Here is an 18735-nt window from a genome sequence, read left to right on the forward strand (position 1 = left end):
ATGGTCGAGAGCGCCGGACCCGGATACGCTTCGCCCCAATCATGCACGTCAGGGAGGCACAGACATGAGCAAGCTCGAAAAACTTCGGCCAAGCGGACTTCACCACAATCCGGCTTATTCGCACGTCGTCGTCGCGTCAGGCGCGCGCACGATCCATATCGCGGGACAGGTGTCCACCGATGAGGAAGGACGCGTGGTCGGCGAGGGTGATCTGGCCGCGCAGACGACACAGGTGATGCACAATATCGGCCTGGCACTGAAATCCGCCGGTGCGGGTTATTCCGATATCGTGAAGATCACCACCTTCGTCGTGGGCTACAAGCCGGAGCTCCGTCCGATTATCGGCAAGGCGCGCTCGGCGTTCTTTGAAGGCATGGAGCCGCCGGCGAGCACGCTCGTCGGTGTAACGGCGCTTGCGGCCCCTGAATGGCTGATCGAGATTGAGGCCGTCGCCGTCGTCGATTGACCACTCCGTCATAACGGACCTCTCGCCGTCATTGCGAGCGCGAAGCAATCCATAGCGCCACAAGCGGAGAGATGGATTGCTTCGCTACGCTCGCAATGACGGGGGAGAGAGCGGTCTACTCCTCCTCATCCTCTTCCTTCGCCGGCCCCTTGTACGCGATGCCCCTGATGACAGCGGCATTGCCGAACTTCTTCCGCAAATCATCGATCGCGCGCTCGGCATGGGCCGAGCGGCGGTCGAGCATGTCGGTGTCGTCGGCCTGCGATCCCTCGCGCAGCGCGCTGACGCCGGTGCCGATCAGGCGGAAAGCGGTGCCGTCGATCTCCTTTGCCAGCATTTCGCGCGACACCGCGAAAATCTTGGCGGCGAGCTGCGTCGGTGCCTGGATCGATTGCGAGCGGGTGCGCTGCCTGAAATCCGCGGTTTTCAGCTTCAACGTGATGGTGAGGCCTGACAGATCGCCGCTCTTCAGCCGCGACGACACTTTTTCGGACAGCCGCCACAGCACCTTTTCCAGCGTTACAAAATCCTTGATGTCGTTCTCGAACGTGGTCTCGTTGGAAATCGTCTTGGCGCCGCGGTCCGGCACCACGCTGCGGTCGTCGATGCCGCGCGCCAGCCGCCACAGCCTGCGGCCTTCGCCGCCGAACTGCTTCATCAGCTCGACCTCGTCGGCGCGCTGCAGGTCCGCTATGGTGCGAAAACCCCGCTGCACCAGCTTTTCCTGGGTTGCGGGGCCGACGCCGTAGATGAAGCCGACCGGCTTGTCCGCCAGCATCTCGCGGGCTTCGATCTGGTCGAGGGCGGCAAAGCCGCGTGGCTTGTCGAGATCGGAGGCGATCTTGGCCAAGAACTTGTTGCAGGACAGGCCGACCGACACCGTGATCCCGATGTCGCGCTCGACGTCGCGGGCAAAGCGCGCCAGCACTTTTGCCGGGATCATGCCGTGAACGCGTTGTGTACCGGCCAGATCCAGGAACGCCTCGTCGATCGACAGCGGTTCCACCAGCGGCGTCAGCGTCTGCATGGCGTGCCGCACCTCGCGGCCGACGCGGACATATTTCGCCATGTCGGGCGGGATTACGGCAGCCTGCGGGCAGAGCGCCAGCGCTTTAAACATCGGCATCGCCGAGCGCACGCCATAGGTGCGCGAGACGTAGCAGGCGGCCGACACCACGCCACGCTTGCCGCCGCCGATGATCACGGGCCGGTCGGCGAGTTCCGGATTGTCGCGCTTCTCGACAGTGGCGTAGAACGCGTCGCAATCGATATGCGCCAGCGTCAACGAGGGCAGGGCATGGTGGCGGACGAGGCGCGGGGAACCGCATTCGCCGCACCGCTTGGCCTTGATATCGAGATCGCCGAGGCAATCCCGGCAGAACGCGCGCGGACCGTCCAAGGCTGGCGCGAGCGCGCTCACGGCACGTCGCGCTCCCAGTGCGGGTCGCCCAGCGCCTGGCGGGCGGCGGCGATATTGGTCGGGTGCAGTTGCGAGGCGCTCGCAAACGCCTTGACGGTCGCGTCATCGCGCATGACGAAATCGAGCACCGAAGCCAGAAATTGCGGGTCGGCCGCGGCCGTACGCAGCGTCTCCGGACCGATCCCGCTTTCGGCCAGGAACAGGCCTAGCCTTTCAGGGTCGCCGGCAATAAAACTCAGCGCCTGAACTGCAACGATTTCAGCCACTTCGCGAGGGTTGTGAACAGGCTTTTTCAACAGACGATTTGCCTTTCCGTTAACTTATGGGCTCTAATTTGGAACCATCATGCCCGAGTCTGCGGAGTACGTTCAAGCAATTGGAAACCGCTTCGTAAAACTTGGCGCATCGATTTAACTGGTTAGAGCGAAACTGACGCTAGTTTGAATTCACTTTTCGACAAGGGGCGGCGGCGGTGCAGGACGTGCCGAAAGGCCGGACTTGTTTCCTGGGATGAGGGAGGGACGGGATGGCAAAAACCGTCCTGATCGTGGAGGACAACGAGCTCAACATGAAGCTCTTTCGCGATCTGTTGGAAGCGCATGGCTATCAGACCTCCGGCACCAGCAACGGTTTCGAGGCGCTCGATCTCGTCCGCAAGCTGCGCCCTGATTTGATCCTGATGGATATCCAACTGCCGCAGGTGTCGGGCCTCGAAGTGACGCGCTGGATCAAGGACGATCCGGAGTTGCGCGCCATTCCGGTGGTTGCGGTCACCGCCTTTGCGATGAAGGGCGACGAAGAGCGCATCCGCGAGGGCGGCTGCGAGGCGTACTTGTCCAAACCAATTTCCGTCGGCAAGTTTATCGAAACCGTGCGGCGTTTTATCGGGTAGGAGTGAGTTTCGATGTCTGCGCGTATCCTTGTCGTCGATGACGTTCCAGCGAACGTCAAGCTGCTGGAAGCCCGTCTGTCGGCCGAATATTTCGATGTGCTGACGGCTTCCAACGGTGCCGAGGCGCTCGACCTCTGTTCGCGCTCCGAATGCGACCTCATCCTGCTCGACGTCATGATGCCCGACATGGACGGTTTCGAGGTCTGCCGCCGGCTGAAGTCCAATCCGGCCACTCATTTCATTCCCGTCGTGATCGTCACCGCGCTGGACAGCCCGTCTGATCGCGTTCGCGGGCTGGAAGCCGGAGCCGACGATTTTCTCACCAAGCCGGTGTCCGACATCGTTCTGATCGCCCGCGTTCGATCCCTGACGCGGCTGAAGATGATGACCGATGAGCTGCGGATGCGCGCCATCACCTCGCTCGAGATCGGCATGGAGGCGCCCGAACGCAGCGCGATCGCCGACAAGGGCGTCGGCGGGCGGATCCTGCTTGTCGACGACCGGCCATCGTCCTACGAGCGGCTGGCGCCGATCCTTTCTGCCGAGCACACCGTCGACGTCGAAATCAATCCGGCGGAGGCGCTGTTTCACGCCGCCGAGGGCAATTACGATTTGCTGATCGTTTCGCTCGGCCTTGAAAATTACGACGGCCTGCGGCTGTGCAGCCAGGCGCGCTCGCTGGAGCGCACCCGCCAGTTGCCGATCCTCGCCATCTCCGACGCCGACAACAATGCGCGGCTGCTGCGTGGGCTCGAAATCGGCGTCAACGATTATCTCTTGCGCCCCGTCGACAAGAACGAATTGCTGGCGCGGGCGCGCACCCAGATCCGCAAGCGGCGCTATACCGACCATCTGCGCGACAACGTGCAGAACTCGATCGAAATGGCGATCACCGACGCGCTGACCGGCCTGCATAACCGCCGCTACATGGAAAGCCATCTCTCGACGCTGGTCGAGCAGGCTTCGAGCCGCGGCAAGCCGCTCGCGCTGATGATCCTCGACATCGACTTCTTCAAGTCCATCAACGACACCTATGGCCACGACGCCGGCGACGACGTGCTGCGCGAGTTCGCGGTGCGCATCCGCAAGTCGATCCGCGGCATCGATCTCGCCTGCCGCTACGGCGGCGAGGAGTTCGTGATCGTGATGCCGGAAACCGATCTGACGGTCGCCGGCATGGTCGCCGAGCGCCTGCGCCGCTCGATCGCCGGCGAAACCTTTGCGGTCAACAAGGGCACCAAGCGCATCGACGTCACGATCTCGATCGGGCTGGCGACGCTGGACCACAAGGGCGAGCCGGTCGCCGACGTGCTCAAGCGCGCCGACATGGCGCTCTATCGCGCCAAGCACGACGGACGCAACAGGGTGGTTTCGACGGCGGCCTAGCCGTCGTCCCTGCGAACGCAGGGACCCATACCGCGTGATCTATCTTTTCGGGCTGGGTGGTTGACGCCTTTCGCAACATGGCCGCCGGTGGTTATGGGTCCCTGCGTTCGCAGGGACGACGATGGATAGGTCTCACGCAACAACCTCGGCGTTCTCCTTCACCGCCTCATACGCCAGCCGCTTGAACTCGAACGAGAACGGGTGAACGAACGCCATCTGGCGCTGCGCCATCATCACGCCGGCCATATTGCGCTTCGGCGAGATCCACCATTGCGTGCCCGCCACGCCGCCCCAGTAGAGTTCGCCCGCGGCATCGGGATGATCGAGCGGAGAGGGCTGCTGGATCATGCCGCCGGCAAGTCCGTGCACCTTGCCGGGCTGTGGCCCCATCAGGGCAAAGCGGATCCACTGGTCCTCGGGCAACTGGTTGGTCATCATCTGCGCCATCGTCTCCGGCTTGAGCAGGGTTTTGCTGCCGGGCAGCAGGCTTCGGATCAGCGCGACCATATCGGGCAGGGTTGAAACCAGTCCGCCGCCGCCATTGAGCCTCGCAATGGGGCGCAGATTGGCGCCGGGGAACGGCGCGTTGTCGGTCCGGGTAAGGCCCGGCTTCATCGGCTCCATCAGGTCGGCACCGGCGTAATAGGCGACCAGCCGTCCCTGATCCTTTTCCGGCACGACGAAGCCGGTGTCGACCATGCCGAGTGGATCGAGAATCCGCGCCTTGATGAATTCGTCGAAGCGTTGGCCGCTGATGACTTCGACCAGCCGCGCCACAACGTCGATGGCGAGCGAGTATTCCCAGGACGTCCCCGGCTGATAGATCAGCGGCAGGCCGGTCAGCACGTCCACCATGTCAGCCAGCGTCGTCATGGGATTGTGGACGCCGCGCTTGTTGAGGGCCTTGAAGATAACGGTGCCCGGATCGAAAAAGCCGTAGCTCAGGCCGGAGCTGTGGCTCAGGAGCTGACGGATGGTGATCGAACTCTTCGCCGGCTCGGTGTCGTCAAGCGAAGTCGCTCCAGCGCGCAACACCTTCCGATTTCCAAGCTGCGGAATATATTTTTCAATGGGTCATCGAGCCCGAGCTTGCCTTCCTCGAACAGCAATAGCGCCGCGCAGGAGGTGATCAGCTTGGTGTTGGAAAAGACGCGGAAGATATGGTCGGTCCGGAGCGGCGTCTGCGCTTCCTTGTCGGCCCATCCGACGCAATTCACATCCACAAGATCGCGTCCGACCATGACCGCCCAGGAAATGCCTGACAGCAGGTTGTTGTCGATGTAGCGCTGCATCGCCGCCTGTGCCGGTTTGAAGTCGTAACCGTTGGCGGTGACTTTCAGGTCTTCCATGGTCGCTCCCTTTGCCGTCATGTTCTTGCGCGGCTTTACTATTCTGTCGTCCCTGCGAACGCAGGGACCCATAACCACCGATGCCGGTTGTAGGAAAGGTAACTACCACATCGCCTTACTGAAAGGCCACGGCGTATGGGTCCCTGCGTTCGCAGGGACGACGATATGGGGGTGGTCGCCTCAAGCGGTTGACGAAGGCCGGGGCTTCTTCGACGCACTCCCACCCACCTTCACCCCCGCATTCTTCAGCAGCACCGTCGCCGCTTCCTTTGCCGCCCGCGCCATCGCCGGGTCGTTGCGGACGAGATCCTGCGCGATCGAGCCGTCGACGAGCAAGGCAAGCTGGGTTGCAAGCGCTTCTGCCTGTGCGACGCCGAGCTGCACCAGCAAATCGCGAAACCACAGGCGGCGGCTTTCCTTGAAGGCGACGGCGACCTTTCGGACCGAGCGGTCGTCGCCGAGTTCGGCCACCGCATTGACGAAGGGGCAGCCGCGAAAATCCTTCGCCGAGAAGCGTCGCTCCAGCGAATCGAAGGTGCCGAGAATCTGCTCGACCGGCGACTTGTCTGATGGACGCGGGGCCACGAAGCGTCGCGCCAGATAGGCCGAGATCAACGCGTCCTTGGACGGAAAATGGTTGTAGAGCGTGCGCTTGCTGATGCCGATTTCGGCGGCGATGGTGTCGACGCCGACCGCGCGAATTCCCTGCAGATAGAACAGCCTATCCGCGGTCTCCAGAATCCGGTCCTTCATGTCAGGTTTGGCGGGCAGGGTAGCCATGCGAATGCGCCGTAGCCTCTTCCTTGACAGCAGCAGACCCTTATAGCCTAGGTACACAGGTCTGTGTACCTATTTCAGATATCAATTGCAGGACGCGGCGTTCGAATCGCGCCCCTGGGGAGAATAAAAATAATGGCCCTGCTGCAAATCCTGCGGCCGACGCTTCCCATCCTGATCGGCGCTTCCATCATGCTGACGCTCAGCATGGGCCTGCGGCAGTCGCTCGGCCTTTTCATGCAGCCGCTGACGCAGGATATCCGGATTTCGGTGTCGGATTTCACGCTGGCGCTCGCGGTGCAAAATCTCGCCTGGGGATTTTTGCAGCCATTCGCCGGCGCGCTGACGGTGCGTTACGGTTTTCGTGCCATCATGGTGGCGGGCTCGCTGCTCTATGTCGCCGGCCTTGCTTTGATGGCGGGCGCGAACGGTTTTCTCAGCGTCATGATCGGCGGCGGCATTTTGATCGGCATGTCCCTGGCCTGTACCGCGGCGGCTATCGCGATGTCGGTAGCGGCCCGCGCGGTGCCGGCGTCGGTCCGCTCGACGGTACTCGGCCTGGTGTCGGGTGCGGGCTCGCTCGGCGCGCTGCTGTCGGCGCCGCTCGGCCAGATCCTCAACGAGGGCTACGGCTGGCGCGTGGGTCTCGCCGGCTTCGTGGTGCTGGCGCTCCTGATGATTCCGGCCGCCTGGTACGCGGGCAGGGTGGACAAGATTCCGTTGCCCAAGCCCGCGGACGATGAAATCGACAACTCTTCGGCCAGCGTCGCGACGAAGATCGCATTCTCCAACGCGTCCTTCGTGGTGATGACCGGCGCCTATTTCGTCTGTGGCATGCAGCTCGTGTTTCTCACCACGCATCTGCCGTCGTACCTTGCGATCTGCGGGATGGACCCAATGTTGAGCGCGCAGACGCTCGGCATGATCGGCGGCTTCAATGTGCTCGGCAGCATCTTCTTCGGCTGGGCGGGGCAGCGCTGGAACAAGCTGGCGCTGCTCGGCGGCATCTACATCTTCCGCTCGATCGCGCTTGCCTGGTACTTCACACTGCCGCCGACGCCGGCGACCACGCTGCTGTTCGGCGCCATCATGGGCTTTCTGTGGATGGGCGTCGGCCCGCTGGTCGCGGGCGCAGTCGCCGAGATGTTCGGCCTGAAATGGCAGGCGATGATCCAGGGGCTCGCCTTCATGAGCCACCAGGTCGGCAGCTTCCTCGGCGCCTTCGGAGGCGGAGTGCTGTACGACGCGCTCGGCTCCTACACCATGGCGTGGCGGATCGGCGTAGCTCTCGGGCTGGCCGGCGGCGTCATCCAGGTCGCGTTCGCGCTGATCCGGCCGAGCGGACCGCCGCAGATGCAAGCGGCGTAAGAATCAAAACGGGGCCTGAAAGGCCCCGTCAAAATCCGTCAGCTTTAGGCCGCGATTACTTGATCTTCGATTCCTTGAACTCGACGTGCTTGCGCGCGACCGGGTCGTACTTCTTCTTGACCAGCTTGTCGGTCATGGTGCGCGAATTCTTCTTGGCGACGTAATAGAAGCCGGTATCCGCCGTGGAAACGAGCTTGACCTTGATGGTGACCGCTTTGGCCATGTTCAGAACCTCAAATAGGGGGATATCGGGCGCTGGCCAAATCGGCCTGCATTTGCGCGCAACCTAGCTTCTGATCGTCCAAAGTCAAGGTTTTCGGGGCAAAAACCGGCCAGATTCGGAGGGATTAACCCTCAAAGAACCGGTTTTTCGGCCTCGGCAGCCCCAAATTCTCCCGCAACGTCCGGCCCTCATACTCGGTGCGGAAAATCCCGCGCCTTTGCAGTTCCGGCACCACCTTGTCGACGAAATCGTCGAGCCCTGCGGGAAGGAACGGGAACATGATGTTAAAACCGTCGCTGCCGCGGCTCATCAGCCATTCCTCCATCTGATCGGCGATAGTTTGCGGCGTGCCGACAAAGGACAGCCCGCCATAGCCGCCGACGCGCTGGGCGAGCTGGCGCACCGTGAGCTTGTCTCGCGCGGCGACGTCGACCAGCCGCTGGCGGCCGCTCTTGCTCGCATTGGTTTCGGGGATCGGCGGCAACTGGCCGTCGGGATCGAAGCCGGAGGCGTCGGTGCCGAGCTGCACCGAGAGCGAGGCGATGGCGCTGTCGTAATGCACCATGCTGTCGAGCTTTGCCCGTTTCTCTTTGGCTTCCTCGACGCTGTTGCCGACCACGACGAAGGCGCCGGGCAGGATCTTCAGGTGTTCGGGATTGCGGCCGATCTTCTCCATCCGGCCCTTGATGTCGGCATAAAGCTTCTGCCCGTCGGCGAGGCTGCCGCCGCCGGTGAAAACGGCCTCAGCGGTTTCGGCGGCGAGTTGCTTGCCGTCATCGGACGCGCCGGCCTGCACGATCAGGGGCCAGCCCTGCACGGGGCGGGCGATGTTGAGCGGCCCGCGCACGGACAGATATTTGCCCTTGTGATCGAGCACGTGCATTTTCGCCGGATCGAAATAGAGGCCCTGTTCGACGTCGCGCACGAAGGCGTCGTCGGCGAAGGAATCCCACAGACCGGTGACCACGTCGTAGAATTCGCGCGCCCGCTTGTAGCGCTCGGCGTGCTCCATGTGGTCGTCGAGCCCGAAATTGAGTGCAGCGTCCGGATTGGAGGTGGTGACGATATTCCACCCCGCACGCCCACCGCTGATGTGGTCGAGCGAGGCGAAACGCCGGGCGACGTGATAGGGCTCGTCGAACGTTGTCGATCCCGTCGCGATCAGGCCGATATGCTCAGTGGCGCTGGCCAGCGCCGACAGCAGCGTGAACGGCTCGAACGAGGTGACGGTGTGGCTGCGCTTGAGCGCATTGACCGGCATGTTCAGCACGGCGAGGTGATCGGCCATGAAGAAGGCGTCGAACTTGCCGGCTTCAAGTTTCTGGATCAGTTGCTTGATGCGCGCGAAATTGAAATTGGCATCGGGCCAGGCGCCGGGATAGCGCCACGCGCCGGTGTGGATGGAGACCGGCCGCATGAACGCGCCGAGCTTGAGTTGCCGCTGTGCCATTGCCCGTTCCGTAGCTGTTATTGTTGAGGAAGAGATAGGGAGGCGATCAGCGCAGCGCCATCAGGTCAGCCTGAGAAGGATTTTGCGAATTAAATGATTTTAGGAGGACATTTCCACGTATCTTGTATTCTGGTGGTTGTGCGGGCTCCCGCACTCTCTGTAACCCCGCCGCACCGAGGGGCACATGGCATTTGTAGCAAGGCTATTTCTGTTCGCAGGATTCCTTATCGCGCCGATGCTCTGTTCGGTGGACACGGCACAGGCCCAGATTGTCGCCATCGGTGCCAGCAATGTAGCGGGCAGAGGTGTCAGCAGTTCGGATGCATGGCCGGCGCAATTGGAGGGCATGCTTGCTGCGAAGGGCCGCAATGTTCACGTGACGAACGCCGGAATTTCCGGCGATACCAATGCGGGAATGCTGGCCCGGCTCGATTCCGCGGTCCCCCAGGGGACGAAGGTCGTGCTGCTCGATCGCTACGGCGGCGGCTGGAACGCGCGGCGGCGGGGTATGGGGGACCAGAACGCGGAATTGGCGGCGATCGAAGCGCGGCTTCGCAGCCGGGGCATCAGAATTATTCCGATGTGGTGGAATGACGCCTTGCGCCAATATTTGCAGCCGGACGGCATTCATTTCACGGCGAAGGGACACCGGCTGGTCGCAACCAACATGTTGCCTGCGGTGATGGGCGCCGTTCGCTGATCGTGCGCGTTTACGCCCCCAGCACGTCCTTCTGCATCTTGCCGGCGTAGAAATGGAAGAACGGCACCGGAGCGTCGTGGCGCAGCGGACCGGTGGCGAGGCGGCGGTCCAGTTCGGCGAGCACGTTCTTGGTCATGGCATGCGCGTCGGCGAGCGGCTGCGAGCCGATCTCGACCCATACCAGTTCGACGAGTTCGGCATCAGCATGGATCACGCCTTCGACGCGATGGGCAATGGCCGAAGCATCAGCAGTGAAGAAGCGCGTGTCGAAACGGCGGACGCGGCCGGGCGGGGTGATGGCGCGCGCGATCAGGAACAGGCCGGATGGATCGGGCAGCAGGCCCGCTTCCGCGAACGGCTGCCAGGCGCCATCGAGCTTGACGGGTTTGTCGACCTTGCATCCAAGGCAGAGTCCGGTCTCCTCGCAGGCTTCGCGGATCGCGGCAACCGCCAGCGCGCGCGCGCGCGAAGGCGCGATCTTCGGGCTGCCCTTCAGAAGGTTGGCCTCGAGCTCGGCGGAAATGGGCGCGGCGACGGGAATGCGGTTGTCCGACTTGTCGACGCGGCCGCCGGGGAAGACATACTTGCCCGGCATGAACACCACCTTGTCGTGGCGCTTGCCGACCAGCACCTTCGGCTTGTCGCCGGATCGGTCGATCAGGATCAGCGTGGCTGCATCCTTGGGCCGGAAATAAGGATGGTGATCGGCTTCTTTTCCTTCTTGTACGGCAGTTGCAACGTCGTTCATTCCATCCCCATTTTGGTGTTCTTGTTGGTTCCGGTTTAGCTATAGCGTTTTCGAGTGAACTGGATACCGGTTCGCGTGAAGAAAACGCGTCAAAACAAGAATCTAGAGCTTCGGTTCTGATTCAATCAGAACCGATGCTCTAGACCGGCGGAATGTCGCCAGGGGCATTCTCGTCAAAGCCATGCATGCGCAATGCCCATTGAAAGCCGACGACGGCGCCCTTGATCGGCTGCAACAGTAGCAGCGATAAAATGAAAGTCAGCGGCAGGTAGATCGCCAGTTGCAGCCACACGGCGGGCGAGTAATTGGTTTCGATCCACAGCGCCGCCGGTACCACGATGTGGCCGACGACGACGATCACGAGATAGGCCGGCAAATCGTCGGCGCGATGCGGGGTGAAATCGAGCCCGCAGGCCGAGCAATTGTTGGCGGTCTTCAGGAAAGCGCGAAACATCTTGCCTTCGCCGCAACGCGGGCAGCGGCAGCGAAAGCCGCGCTTCATCGCGGTCCAGAGGTCGCGCTTCTCGGCCTGCACGGTATTGCGGCTCCATGTCGTCGCGGTGCTCACCGTTTCCATGACTTGCCTTTCTTCGATTTGCCGGGCTTGGCTTTGCCGGACTGGCCCTTGTGGGGCTTGCGAACCTTGTCGCGCGGGCTACGGCCTGGATGCGATTTCGACGGCTTTGTCGGCGCTTTCGAGCCGTCGCGTTTTCTGCCGCGCGGAATGACCTGGCCTTCCGACAGCAGCTCGAACCGTAACGCGCCGGCCACCGGTGCTGCTTCTACCAGACGCACGTCGACAACGTCACCCAGCCGGTGCATGGCACCGCTGCGTGAGCCGACGAGCGCGTGACGCGTCTCGTCGTAATTGTAGTACTCCGTGCCGAGCGTGCGGATCGGGATCAGCCCGTCGGCGCCGGTATCCGAAAGCTTCACAAACAGCCCGGCGCGGGTAACGCCGGAAATACGGCCCTGAAACGTCGCGCCGATGCGGTCGGCAAGGAAATGTGCGATCAAGCGATCGGCCGTCTCGCGTTCCGCCTTCATCGCGCGGCGCTCGGTCACCGAAATCTGCGCCGCAACCTCGCTCAACGTTTCCAGCGTCTCGGCCTCCGGCAACGCGCCTTCACCGAGGCCGAGCGCGCGGATCAGCGCGCGATGCACGATCAGGTCGGCGTATCGCCTGATCGGCGAGGTGAAATGCGCGTAGCGGCGCAGGTTGAGGCCGAAATGGCCGTAATTCTCCGCCGAGTATTCCGCCTGCGCCTGCGAGCGCAGCACCACCTCGTTGACCAGCGGTTCGTAATCCTCGCCGCGAACCTGAACGAGCACGCGGTTGAACAAGGAAGGGCGCAATGCACCGGTCTTCGCGAACGGCAGGTCGAGCGTCTTCAGGAATTCCTGGAGGTTATGAACCTTCTCCAGGGTCGGCTCGTCGTGCACCCGATAGATAAGCGGCAACGCCTTCTTTTCAAGCATTTCGGCGGCTGCGACGTTGGCGAGGATCATGAATTCCTCGATCAGGCGGTGCGCGTCGAGCCGCTCGGGTACGATGACGCGGTCGACTGACCCGTCAGCCTTGAGCAGGATTTTTCGCTCGGGCAGATCGAGATCGAGCGGATCGCGCTCGTCGCGCGCGAGTTTTACCAGCGCATAGGCTGTGTAGAGCGGCTTCAGGATCGGCTCCAACAGCGGGCCGGTGGTATCGTCGGGACGGCCATCGATGGCGGCCTGCGCCTGCGCATAGTGTAGCTTGGCGGCTGAGCGCATCAGCACGCGATGAAAGCTGTGCGAACGTTTGCGGCCATCGGGGCCGATCACCATCCGCACCGCGAGCGCGCCGCGTGGCTGGCCCGGCACCAGCGAGCAGAGATCGTTGGAGATGCGCTCAGGCAGCATCGGCACCACGCGATCCGGGAAGTACACCGAGTTGCCGCGCGTCAGCGCGTCACGATCGAGCGCCAAGCCGGGCCGCACATAGAAGGCGACGTCGGCAATCGCGACATGGACAATGTAGCCGCCCCTGTTGTTTGGATCTGGATCGGGCGCGGCGTGCACCGCGTCGTCATGATCCTTGGCGTCGGGCGGATCGATGGTGACGAGCGGCAGCTCGCGCCAATCCTCGCGACCCTTCAAACTGGCAGGCTGCGCTTCCTCGGCTTCGCGCACCGCGCTCGGCGAGAACGCTTGCGGGATTTCGTGGGCGTGGATCGCGATCAGGCTGATCGCCTTTTCGCTCGACAGCGAGCCCAGCCGCTCCTTCACCTTGCCGGAGGCGAGCCCATAGCCGCGCCCGCGAACGAGATCGACGCTGACGAGATCGCCGTCCTCGGCGCCGCCGGTGTCCGATGGCGCGATGTTCAATTCGCGTCCGGCCTGCTTCTTGTCGACAGGTACGAGCCGGCCGCCGCCGCCAGGCAGGTCGCGGAAAATGCCGAGCAGGCGCGTGCGGGCCTGATCGATGATCTTGATGATCCGACCGCGATAGGGGGCGACTTCCCCATCATCAGCCTTTTCGATCCGCAACAGGGCCCGGTCGCCGACACCCGCGGCGGTGCCCGGTTGCAGACGGCGCGGGACGTGGATGCGGATCTTCGGCGCGGGACCGTTTTCCTCGGTGTCCCATTCGGTGGGAGTGGCGAGCAATTCGCCATCGGTGTCGCGGCCGGTGATGTCGGCGATCACCGTCGGGGGTAGGAGAGCCGTCTCGTGGATTTTCCGGCCGCGCTTGGCGATGGCGCCTTCGTCGGCGAGTTCGCGCAGGATGCGCTTTAGCTCAGCGCGGTCGGCATTCTTCAGGCCGAACTCGCGGGCGATTTCCCGCGTGCCGATCTTGCCTGGATTCGCACGGACAAAGGCGACGATGGCGTCCCGGCTTGGAAAACCATTGTCGTGTTTTCTCTTCACTTATCCCCGGGCCTTGCCCGCGCTCTTCTTCGCAGGCGTTTTGGGTGCAGTGGCGGGCTTCGCCGCCGATGTCTTGGCGGCGGATGCGACCGGCGCGCGCGCCTTGCTGACGGCTTCCGATTTCGGTTTTGCGGCGGCCTTCTTCGCTGCCGCCTTTTTGGCAGGTTTTGGCGCGGCGGGATCGGCAGCTTTGGCGGCTGCCTTTTTCGGCACAGCCTTTTTCTTCGCGCCGCGCTTCGGCTTGCCGCCGCCCTTGGCGGCGCGCTCGTCGATCAGCGCAATGGCCTCGGCGAGCGTGATCGTGTCGGGCGTCTTGTCGCTCGGGATCGTGGCGTTGACGCCACCGGCCGTGACGTAGGCGCCATAGCGGCCGTTCTTGACAGCGACGCCGCCAAGGCTCGGATGCTCGCCGAGCGGCTTGCCGGGATCGGCGCCGAAGCGGCGGCCGCTCGGGCCCTTTGCGATCTTTTCAGCAATCAGCGTGACCGCGCGATTGAGGCCGATGTCGAACACCTCATCGCCGGCTTCCAGGCTCGCATAGGTCTTTTCGTGACGCACGAACGGGCCGAAGCGGCCGAGGCCGGCGGTGATCGGTTCGCCGGTCTCCGGATGTTTTCCGATTTCGCGTGGCAGCGACAGCAGCTTTAGCGCCAGTTCGAGCTCCATGTCGCCAGGCGACATGTTCTTCGGGATGCCGGCGCGCCGGGGCTTTTCGCCCTCGGCATAATCCTTCTGCTCGCCGAGCTGGATGTAGGGGCCGAAGCGTCCGGCCTTCACCGTCACGTCGAGATCGGTTTCCGGGTCCTTGCCGAGGACGCGGTCGGCGCTGGCCTCGGAGTCGGCGGCCAGCGGGCGGGTGTAACGGCATTCCGGATAGTTCGAGCAGCCGACGAAAGCGCCGAACTTTCCGGCCTTCAAATTGAGCTTGCCGGTGCCGCAGGTCGGACACTGCCTGACGTCGCCGCCATCGGCGCGGGCGGGGTAGATGTGCGGCCCCAGCATGTCGTCGAGCGCATCCAGCACCTCGGAGACGCGGAGATCCTTGATGTCGTTGACCGCGCCGATGAAGCCGGTCCAGAACTCCTTCAGCACCTGCTGCCAGGAAATCTCGTTGTTGGAGACGCGGTCGAGCTGCTCTTCCAGCGCGGCGGTGAAGTCATACTCCACATAGCGCGCGAAGAAGTTCTCCAGGAACGCGACCACGACGCGGCCCTTGTCCTCGCCATGCAGCCGCTTCTTCTCGAGCTTGACGTAACCGCGGTCCTTCAAGACCTGAAGGATCGAGGCGTAAGTCGAGGGACGGCCGATGCCGAGCTCTTCCATCCGCTTGACCAGCGACGCTTCCGAGAAGCGCGGCGGCGGTTCAGTGAAATGCTGGGTGACGGCGAGATCCTGCCGCTTCAGCGCTTCGCCTGCGCTCATGGCAGGCAGACGGCGCGAATCCTCGTCGTCGCCGTCGTCGTCCTTGCCTTCCTGATAGAGCGCGAGGAAGCCGTCGAACTTGATGACCTGGCCCGAGGCGCGCAGATCCAGCACGCGGGAGCCGGCTTTCGCCGCGATATCGACGGTGGTGCGTTCGAGTTCGGCCGATTCCATCTGGCTCGCAATCGTGCGGATCCAGATCAGCTCATAGAGCTTGGCCTGATCGGTATCGAGGCGGCGGCGCATCTCGGCCGGACGGCGCGACAGATCGGTCGGGCGGATCGCTTCATGCGCTTCCTGCGCGTTCTTGGCCTTGGTCTGGTACTGGCGCGGCGCCTCCGGCACATAGGCGTTGCCGTAATCCTCGCCGATCACCTTGCGGGCCTGCGTGATTGCGGAGCCGTCGATCTGCACGCCGTCGGTTCGCATATAGGTGATGAGACCGGTGGTCTCGCCGCCGATATCGATACCTTCATAGAGCCGCTGCGCGATCCGCATGGTGTGCGCCGGGGCAAAGCCGAGCTTGCGGCTGGCCTCCTGCTGCAGCGTCGAGGTGGTGAAGGGCGCCTGCGGATTGCGGCGCGCGGGCTTTGCTTCCACGGTCGTAACCGTGAAGTTCGCGGCCTCGATGGCCTTCTTGAGGTCTTCGGCTTCGGCGCCGGAGCCGATGTCGAGACGCTGGATCTTCTTGCCGTCGGCGCCGACGAGGCGCGCCTCGAAGGTATCGCCGCGCGGCGTCGTCAGCGTCGCGACCAGCGACCAGTATTCGCGCGGAACGAATTTCTCGATCTCGAGTTCGCGGTCGCAGACCAGCCGCAGCGCCACCGACTGCACGCGGCCCGCGGAGCGCGCGCCCGGCAGTTTGCGCCACAGTACCGGCGAGAGCGTGAAGCCGACCAGATAGTCCAGCGCGCGGCGCGCCATATAGGCGTCGACCAGCGCGCCGTCGATCTGCCGCGGCGCTTTCATCGCATCCGTCACCGCCTGCTTGGTGATGGCGTTGAACACCACGCGCTCGATCTTTTGATCTTTCAGCGCGCGCTTCTCTTTCATCACCTCCAGCACGTGCCAGGAGATCGCTTCGCCCTCGCGATCAGGGTCGGTTGCGAGAATCAGGCGGTCGGCGCCCTTCAGCGCCTTCGCGATGTCGTTGAGTCGGCCGGCCGCCTTGGGATCGACCTCCCAGATCATCTGGAAATTCGCGTCCGGATCGACGGAACCATTCTTGGCGGGGAGGTCGCGGACATGGCCGAACGAAGCCAGAACCTCGTAGGAGGCGCCTAAATACTTGTTGATAGTCTTGGCTTTCGCCGGCGACTCCACGATGACGATATTCATGTCATTCCAATGGCTTACGGGAAAAGATAAAGGCGGGTTCCGCGAGACTCGCGGCCCACCGATTGGACCCGAACATGGGTGGTGAGGCGGCCCCTGTCAAATCCGCAGTAAGGGAGCAGGGACCCCTTGGCTTCGACTTTATATCCACAAGGGTAAGAAATACTGCCTAGAGTTGCGTCGATAAAGGGGTTATTTCTGGGCAATATTCTAAGCCATTGGATGCAAGTTTTTTGAGCAAAACTCGAGGCGGCCGGAAGCGGAAAGCTTCAGGCAAGAAGCGGGTCTCGCCACCCGAGGAACGAGCCACTGAACGAGGTGAGGAGGGCGGCCCCGACGAGGCCGTGGCCTTTATCGCGGAGACCGTTGCCGAACTGGTCAAGCTGGCGGAGCGCCATCGGCTTGAGGTGCTCAGCCATCTGCTCGGCATGGCGCAGCTCGAGGCGGAAGAACGCCTGCGCACCCGGAGCAAACACAAGCTGTCGTGAGAAATCGATCCGGCTGCAGCCTTTCGCCGTCAACTCTCCCTCTCGCCATAAGAACGGAGAGAGGGAGAAGAACTCGCTTACGCCGTAGCCCGCTTGCCTTGCTTGCCCGCCGGCCGCGGCTTCAGAGCGGTATCGCCCGCACCCAATTGCCGCCCGTCCCGCGAATGGAGTTCGAGCTTGCGAACCGGCCGGCCGTTTTCCTTGTCGACCAGGATGGTGGCGATCTCCTCCGGGCGCTCGTCGAACTCCTCGCTCCATTGCCGCAAGGCGACCAGGATCGGGAAGACGCCGCGTCCCTTCGGCGTCAGCAGATATTCCTGATACGCGCTGCCGTCGGAAGCAGGCGCGGTCTTCAGGATGCCCTGATCGACCAGCGCGCGCAGCCGCACCGTGAGGATGTTCTTGGCCAGCCCGAGCTTCTTCTGGAATTCGCTGAAGCGGCTGACCCCGAACAGCGCCTCGCGAATGATCAGCATCGACCACCAGTCGCCGATCGCATCCAGCGAGCGCGCGATCGGGCAATCGTCGCGTTCGAAGCTCGTTCGCTTCACCATGGCAAGCTCCCATCAGATCGACAGCAATCACGGCCTTGTGTGGTTGCAATATTAAACCAGATGCCCTAGCTAGGCAATCTAGTTTAATTATGCAACCATCGGGGACCGCCATGAGGCTCGCGAACAAGACGGCACTGATCACGGGAGGCAACAGCGGCATCGGGCTTGCGACCGCAAGGGTGTTCGTGGCCGAGGGCGCCAGGGTCGTCATAACAGGACGAAATCAGGCAACGCTCGAAGCCGCCGCCAAGGAGCTGGGTCCGAACGCGCTCGCGGTGGTGGCCGATGCCACCGACATCGCCGCCACCGATGCCGCGATCGGGAAGGGGGCCGAAAAATTCGGCAAATACGATATCGTGTTCGCCAATGCCGGTATCGCCGGCGGCACGCCGCTTGGCGCCACCACGCGTGAGGCTTTTGAAAAGGTCATCAGCACCAACCTCACCGGCGTGTTCTTCACCGTGCAATCCGCGCTGCCGTATCTCAACGACAACGCCTCGATCATTCTCAACGGCTCTGTCATCTCCGTGCTCGGCATCCCCGGTTATTCGGCCTATGGCGCGGCCAAGGCCGGCGTGCGGGCCATGGCGCGCATCATGGCGTCGGAATTGTCGCCGCGCGGCATCCGCGTCAATGTCGTGGCGCCCGGTGCGATCCGCACCCCGATCTGGGGCCCGGCGGTCGCCACGCCGGAAGCCGAAAAGGCCTTTGAAAAGCGGATCGCGCTATCGACACCACTCGGCCGCATCGGCGAACCCGATCATATCTCGAAGACGGTGCTGTTCCTCGCCTCGGACGATTCCGCGCATGTGCAGGGCCAGGAACTGTTCGTCGACGGCGGCGCCACGGCCTCTCCGAGCGGCGCGCCGATCTATCGGGGCTAGGGCTCGGCCGACCGGCGGAATGATAACGTCGATCTCGGGCGCCGGCCGACGCCGGCGCCCTGCGGCGGATTGGCGCTGAGCCAGAACGCGCATTGAACCCCAGGCGTGGTTGCCAGACATTTCGAGGCAGGAGTCTCGTTGCAACCATGAACTGGTGAGCGCAGCCGTGCCGAAGACCACTGGCATCTCCTCGACCCCGGCGGAAAATTCTGACACCGCGCAACTTGTTTCAATCGCGCTGTTTTCCGGTGTCGGTCTTTTAATTTCCCTCCTCATCGTTATTTGCCGCATGAACGGCATTTTCTGATCTGGCTTTTCGCGATCATGCGCGAGCGGCTGCCGCCGTGCGTGGTAACGGCAGCCGCT

At 63.1% G+C, this 18735-nt stretch carries 20 protein-coding genes; 8 read left to right on the forward strand and 12 right to left on the reverse strand.

Annotation, left to right across the window (positions count from 1 at the left end; genetic code table 11):
- Positions 1–64 precede the first annotated feature (64 nt).
- Positions 65–466 (forward strand): RidA family protein, encoded by a 402-nt coding sequence (locus IVB05_RS18200; RefSeq protein ID WP_247786001.1) that lies wholly within the window; start codon positions 65–67, stop codon positions 464–466.
- A 115-nt stretch (positions 467–581) separates the two neighbouring features.
- Here IVB05_RS18200 and IVB05_RS18205 read toward each other — a convergent pair whose 3' ends face one another.
- Both IVB05_RS18205 and IVB05_RS18210 read right to left on the reverse strand, forming a co-directional pair.
- Entirely contained in the window at positions 582–1886 is a 1305-nt protein-coding gene (locus IVB05_RS18205; protein ID WP_247786002.1) for a DNA polymerase IV, read from the reverse strand.
- Positions 1883–2182 (reverse strand): DUF3572 domain-containing protein, encoded by a 300-nt coding sequence (locus IVB05_RS18210; protein WP_247786003.1) that lies wholly within the window; start codon positions 2180–2182, stop codon positions 1883–1885. Before IVB05_RS18210 ends, IVB05_RS18205 begins: the two co-directional genes overlap by 4 nt.
- A gap of 230 nt (positions 2183–2412) precedes the next feature.
- Between IVB05_RS18210 and IVB05_RS18215 the strand changes: the two genes are divergently transcribed.
- A complete protein-coding gene (locus IVB05_RS18215; protein WP_027538546.1) occupies positions 2413–2778 on the forward strand; it encodes a response regulator in 366 nt (121 codons plus the stop codon).
- Between the two features lie 12 nt (positions 2779–2790).
- Complete coding sequence (locus IVB05_RS18220; protein WP_247786004.1) at positions 2791–4164, forward strand: PleD family two-component system response regulator; 1374 nt, start codon at positions 2791–2793, stop codon at positions 4162–4164.
- 132 nt (positions 4165–4296) lie between these two features.
- Here the strand turns inward: IVB05_RS18220 and IVB05_RS18225 are convergent, their stop codons facing one another.
- The 3 genes from IVB05_RS18225 to IVB05_RS18235 all read right to left on the reverse strand — a co-directional run bounded on the left by IVB05_RS18225 (position 4297) and on the right by IVB05_RS18235 (position 6266).
- The gene (locus tag IVB05_RS18225; protein WP_247786005.1) at positions 4297–5199 is read right to left on the reverse strand and encodes a serine hydrolase domain-containing protein; all 903 of its coding nucleotides are present in this window, start codon (positions 5197–5199) and stop codon (positions 4297–4299) included.
- Positions 5124–5513: a serine hydrolase domain-containing protein gene (locus tag IVB05_RS18230; protein ID WP_247786006.1), complete on the reverse strand. Its 390-nt coding sequence runs from the start codon at positions 5511–5513 to the stop codon at positions 5124–5126. Before IVB05_RS18230 ends, IVB05_RS18225 begins: the two co-directional genes overlap by 76 nt.
- 180 nt (positions 5514–5693) lie before the next feature.
- Positions 5694–6266: a TetR/AcrR family transcriptional regulator gene (locus tag IVB05_RS18235; RefSeq protein WP_247786776.1), complete on the reverse strand. Its 573-nt coding sequence runs from the start codon at positions 6264–6266 to the stop codon at positions 5694–5696.
- Between the two features lie 159 nt (positions 6267–6425).
- Here IVB05_RS18235 and IVB05_RS18240 point away from each other — a divergent pair, with 159 nt between their 5' ends.
- Positions 6426–7658 (forward strand): MFS transporter, encoded by a 1233-nt coding sequence (locus IVB05_RS18240; RefSeq protein ID WP_247786007.1) that lies wholly within the window; start codon positions 6426–6428, stop codon positions 7656–7658.
- A gap of 55 nt (positions 7659–7713) precedes the next feature.
- On the opposite strand, the gene rpmG is transcribed toward IVB05_RS18240, so the two are convergent.
- Positions 7714–7881, reverse strand: a complete 168-nt coding sequence (rpmG, locus tag IVB05_RS18245) for a 50S ribosomal protein L33 (RefSeq protein WP_027537094.1) — start codon at positions 7879–7881, stop codon at positions 7714–7716.
- A 124-nt stretch (positions 7882–8005) separates the two neighbouring features.
- Entirely contained in the window at positions 8006–9331 is a 1326-nt protein-coding gene (locus IVB05_RS18250; protein ID WP_247786008.1) for an LLM class flavin-dependent oxidoreductase, read from the reverse strand.
- Between the two features lie 184 nt (positions 9332–9515).
- Between IVB05_RS18250 and IVB05_RS18255 the strand changes: the two genes are divergently transcribed.
- Entirely contained in the window at positions 9516–10031 is a 516-nt protein-coding gene (locus tag IVB05_RS18255) for a GDSL-type esterase/lipase family protein (RefSeq protein WP_247786009.1), read from the forward strand.
- A 10-nt stretch (positions 10032–10041) separates the two neighbouring features.
- On the opposite strand, the gene IVB05_RS18260 is transcribed toward IVB05_RS18255, so the two are convergent.
- From IVB05_RS18260 to topA, 4 genes are all read right to left on the reverse strand, one after another.
- Entirely contained in the window at positions 10042–10779 is a 738-nt protein-coding gene (locus tag IVB05_RS18260) for an NUDIX hydrolase (protein ID WP_247786010.1), read from the reverse strand.
- 139 nt (positions 10780–10918) lie between these two features.
- Entirely contained in the window at positions 10919–11356 is a 438-nt protein-coding gene (locus IVB05_RS18265; protein ID WP_247786011.1) for a DUF983 domain-containing protein, read from the reverse strand.
- A complete protein-coding gene (gene rnr, locus IVB05_RS18270; protein ID WP_247786012.1) occupies positions 11344–13686 on the reverse strand; it encodes a ribonuclease R in 2343 nt (780 codons plus the stop codon). Before rnr ends, IVB05_RS18265 begins: the two co-directional genes overlap by 13 nt.
- Positions 13687–16446, reverse strand: a complete 2760-nt coding sequence (gene topA / locus IVB05_RS18275) for a type I DNA topoisomerase (RefSeq protein ID WP_247786013.1) — start codon at positions 16444–16446, stop codon at positions 13687–13689.
- A gap of 230 nt (positions 16447–16676) precedes the next feature.
- Here topA and IVB05_RS18280 point away from each other — a divergent pair, with 230 nt between their 5' ends.
- On the forward strand, positions 16677–16931 hold the full coding sequence (locus tag IVB05_RS18280; protein WP_247786014.1) for a hypothetical protein: 255 nt from the start codon (positions 16677–16679) through the stop codon (positions 16929–16931).
- Positions 16932–17008: 77 nt separating this feature from the next.
- On the opposite strand, the gene IVB05_RS18285 is transcribed toward IVB05_RS18280, so the two are convergent.
- Positions 17009–17485 carry a helix-turn-helix domain-containing protein gene (locus IVB05_RS18285; RefSeq protein ID WP_247786015.1) on the reverse strand — a complete coding sequence of 159 codons (477 nt, stop codon included), beginning with the start codon at positions 17483–17485 and terminating at the stop codon, positions 17009–17011.
- Between the two features lie 110 nt (positions 17486–17595).
- Between IVB05_RS18285 and IVB05_RS18290 the strand changes: the two genes are divergently transcribed.
- On the forward strand, positions 17596–18369 hold the full coding sequence (locus tag IVB05_RS18290) for an SDR family oxidoreductase (protein WP_247786016.1): 774 nt from the start codon (positions 17596–17598) through the stop codon (positions 18367–18369).
- A 166-nt stretch (positions 18370–18535) separates the two neighbouring features.
- Positions 18536–18676, forward strand: a complete 141-nt coding sequence (locus IVB05_RS18295) for a hypothetical protein (protein WP_247786017.1) — start codon at positions 18536–18538, stop codon at positions 18674–18676.
- The last annotated feature ends 59 nt before the right edge of the window (positions 18677–18735 follow it).

Source organism: Bradyrhizobium sp. 170 (assembly GCF_023101085.1).
Taxonomy (GTDB): Bacteria; Pseudomonadota; Alphaproteobacteria; order Rhizobiales; family Xanthobacteraceae; genus Bradyrhizobium.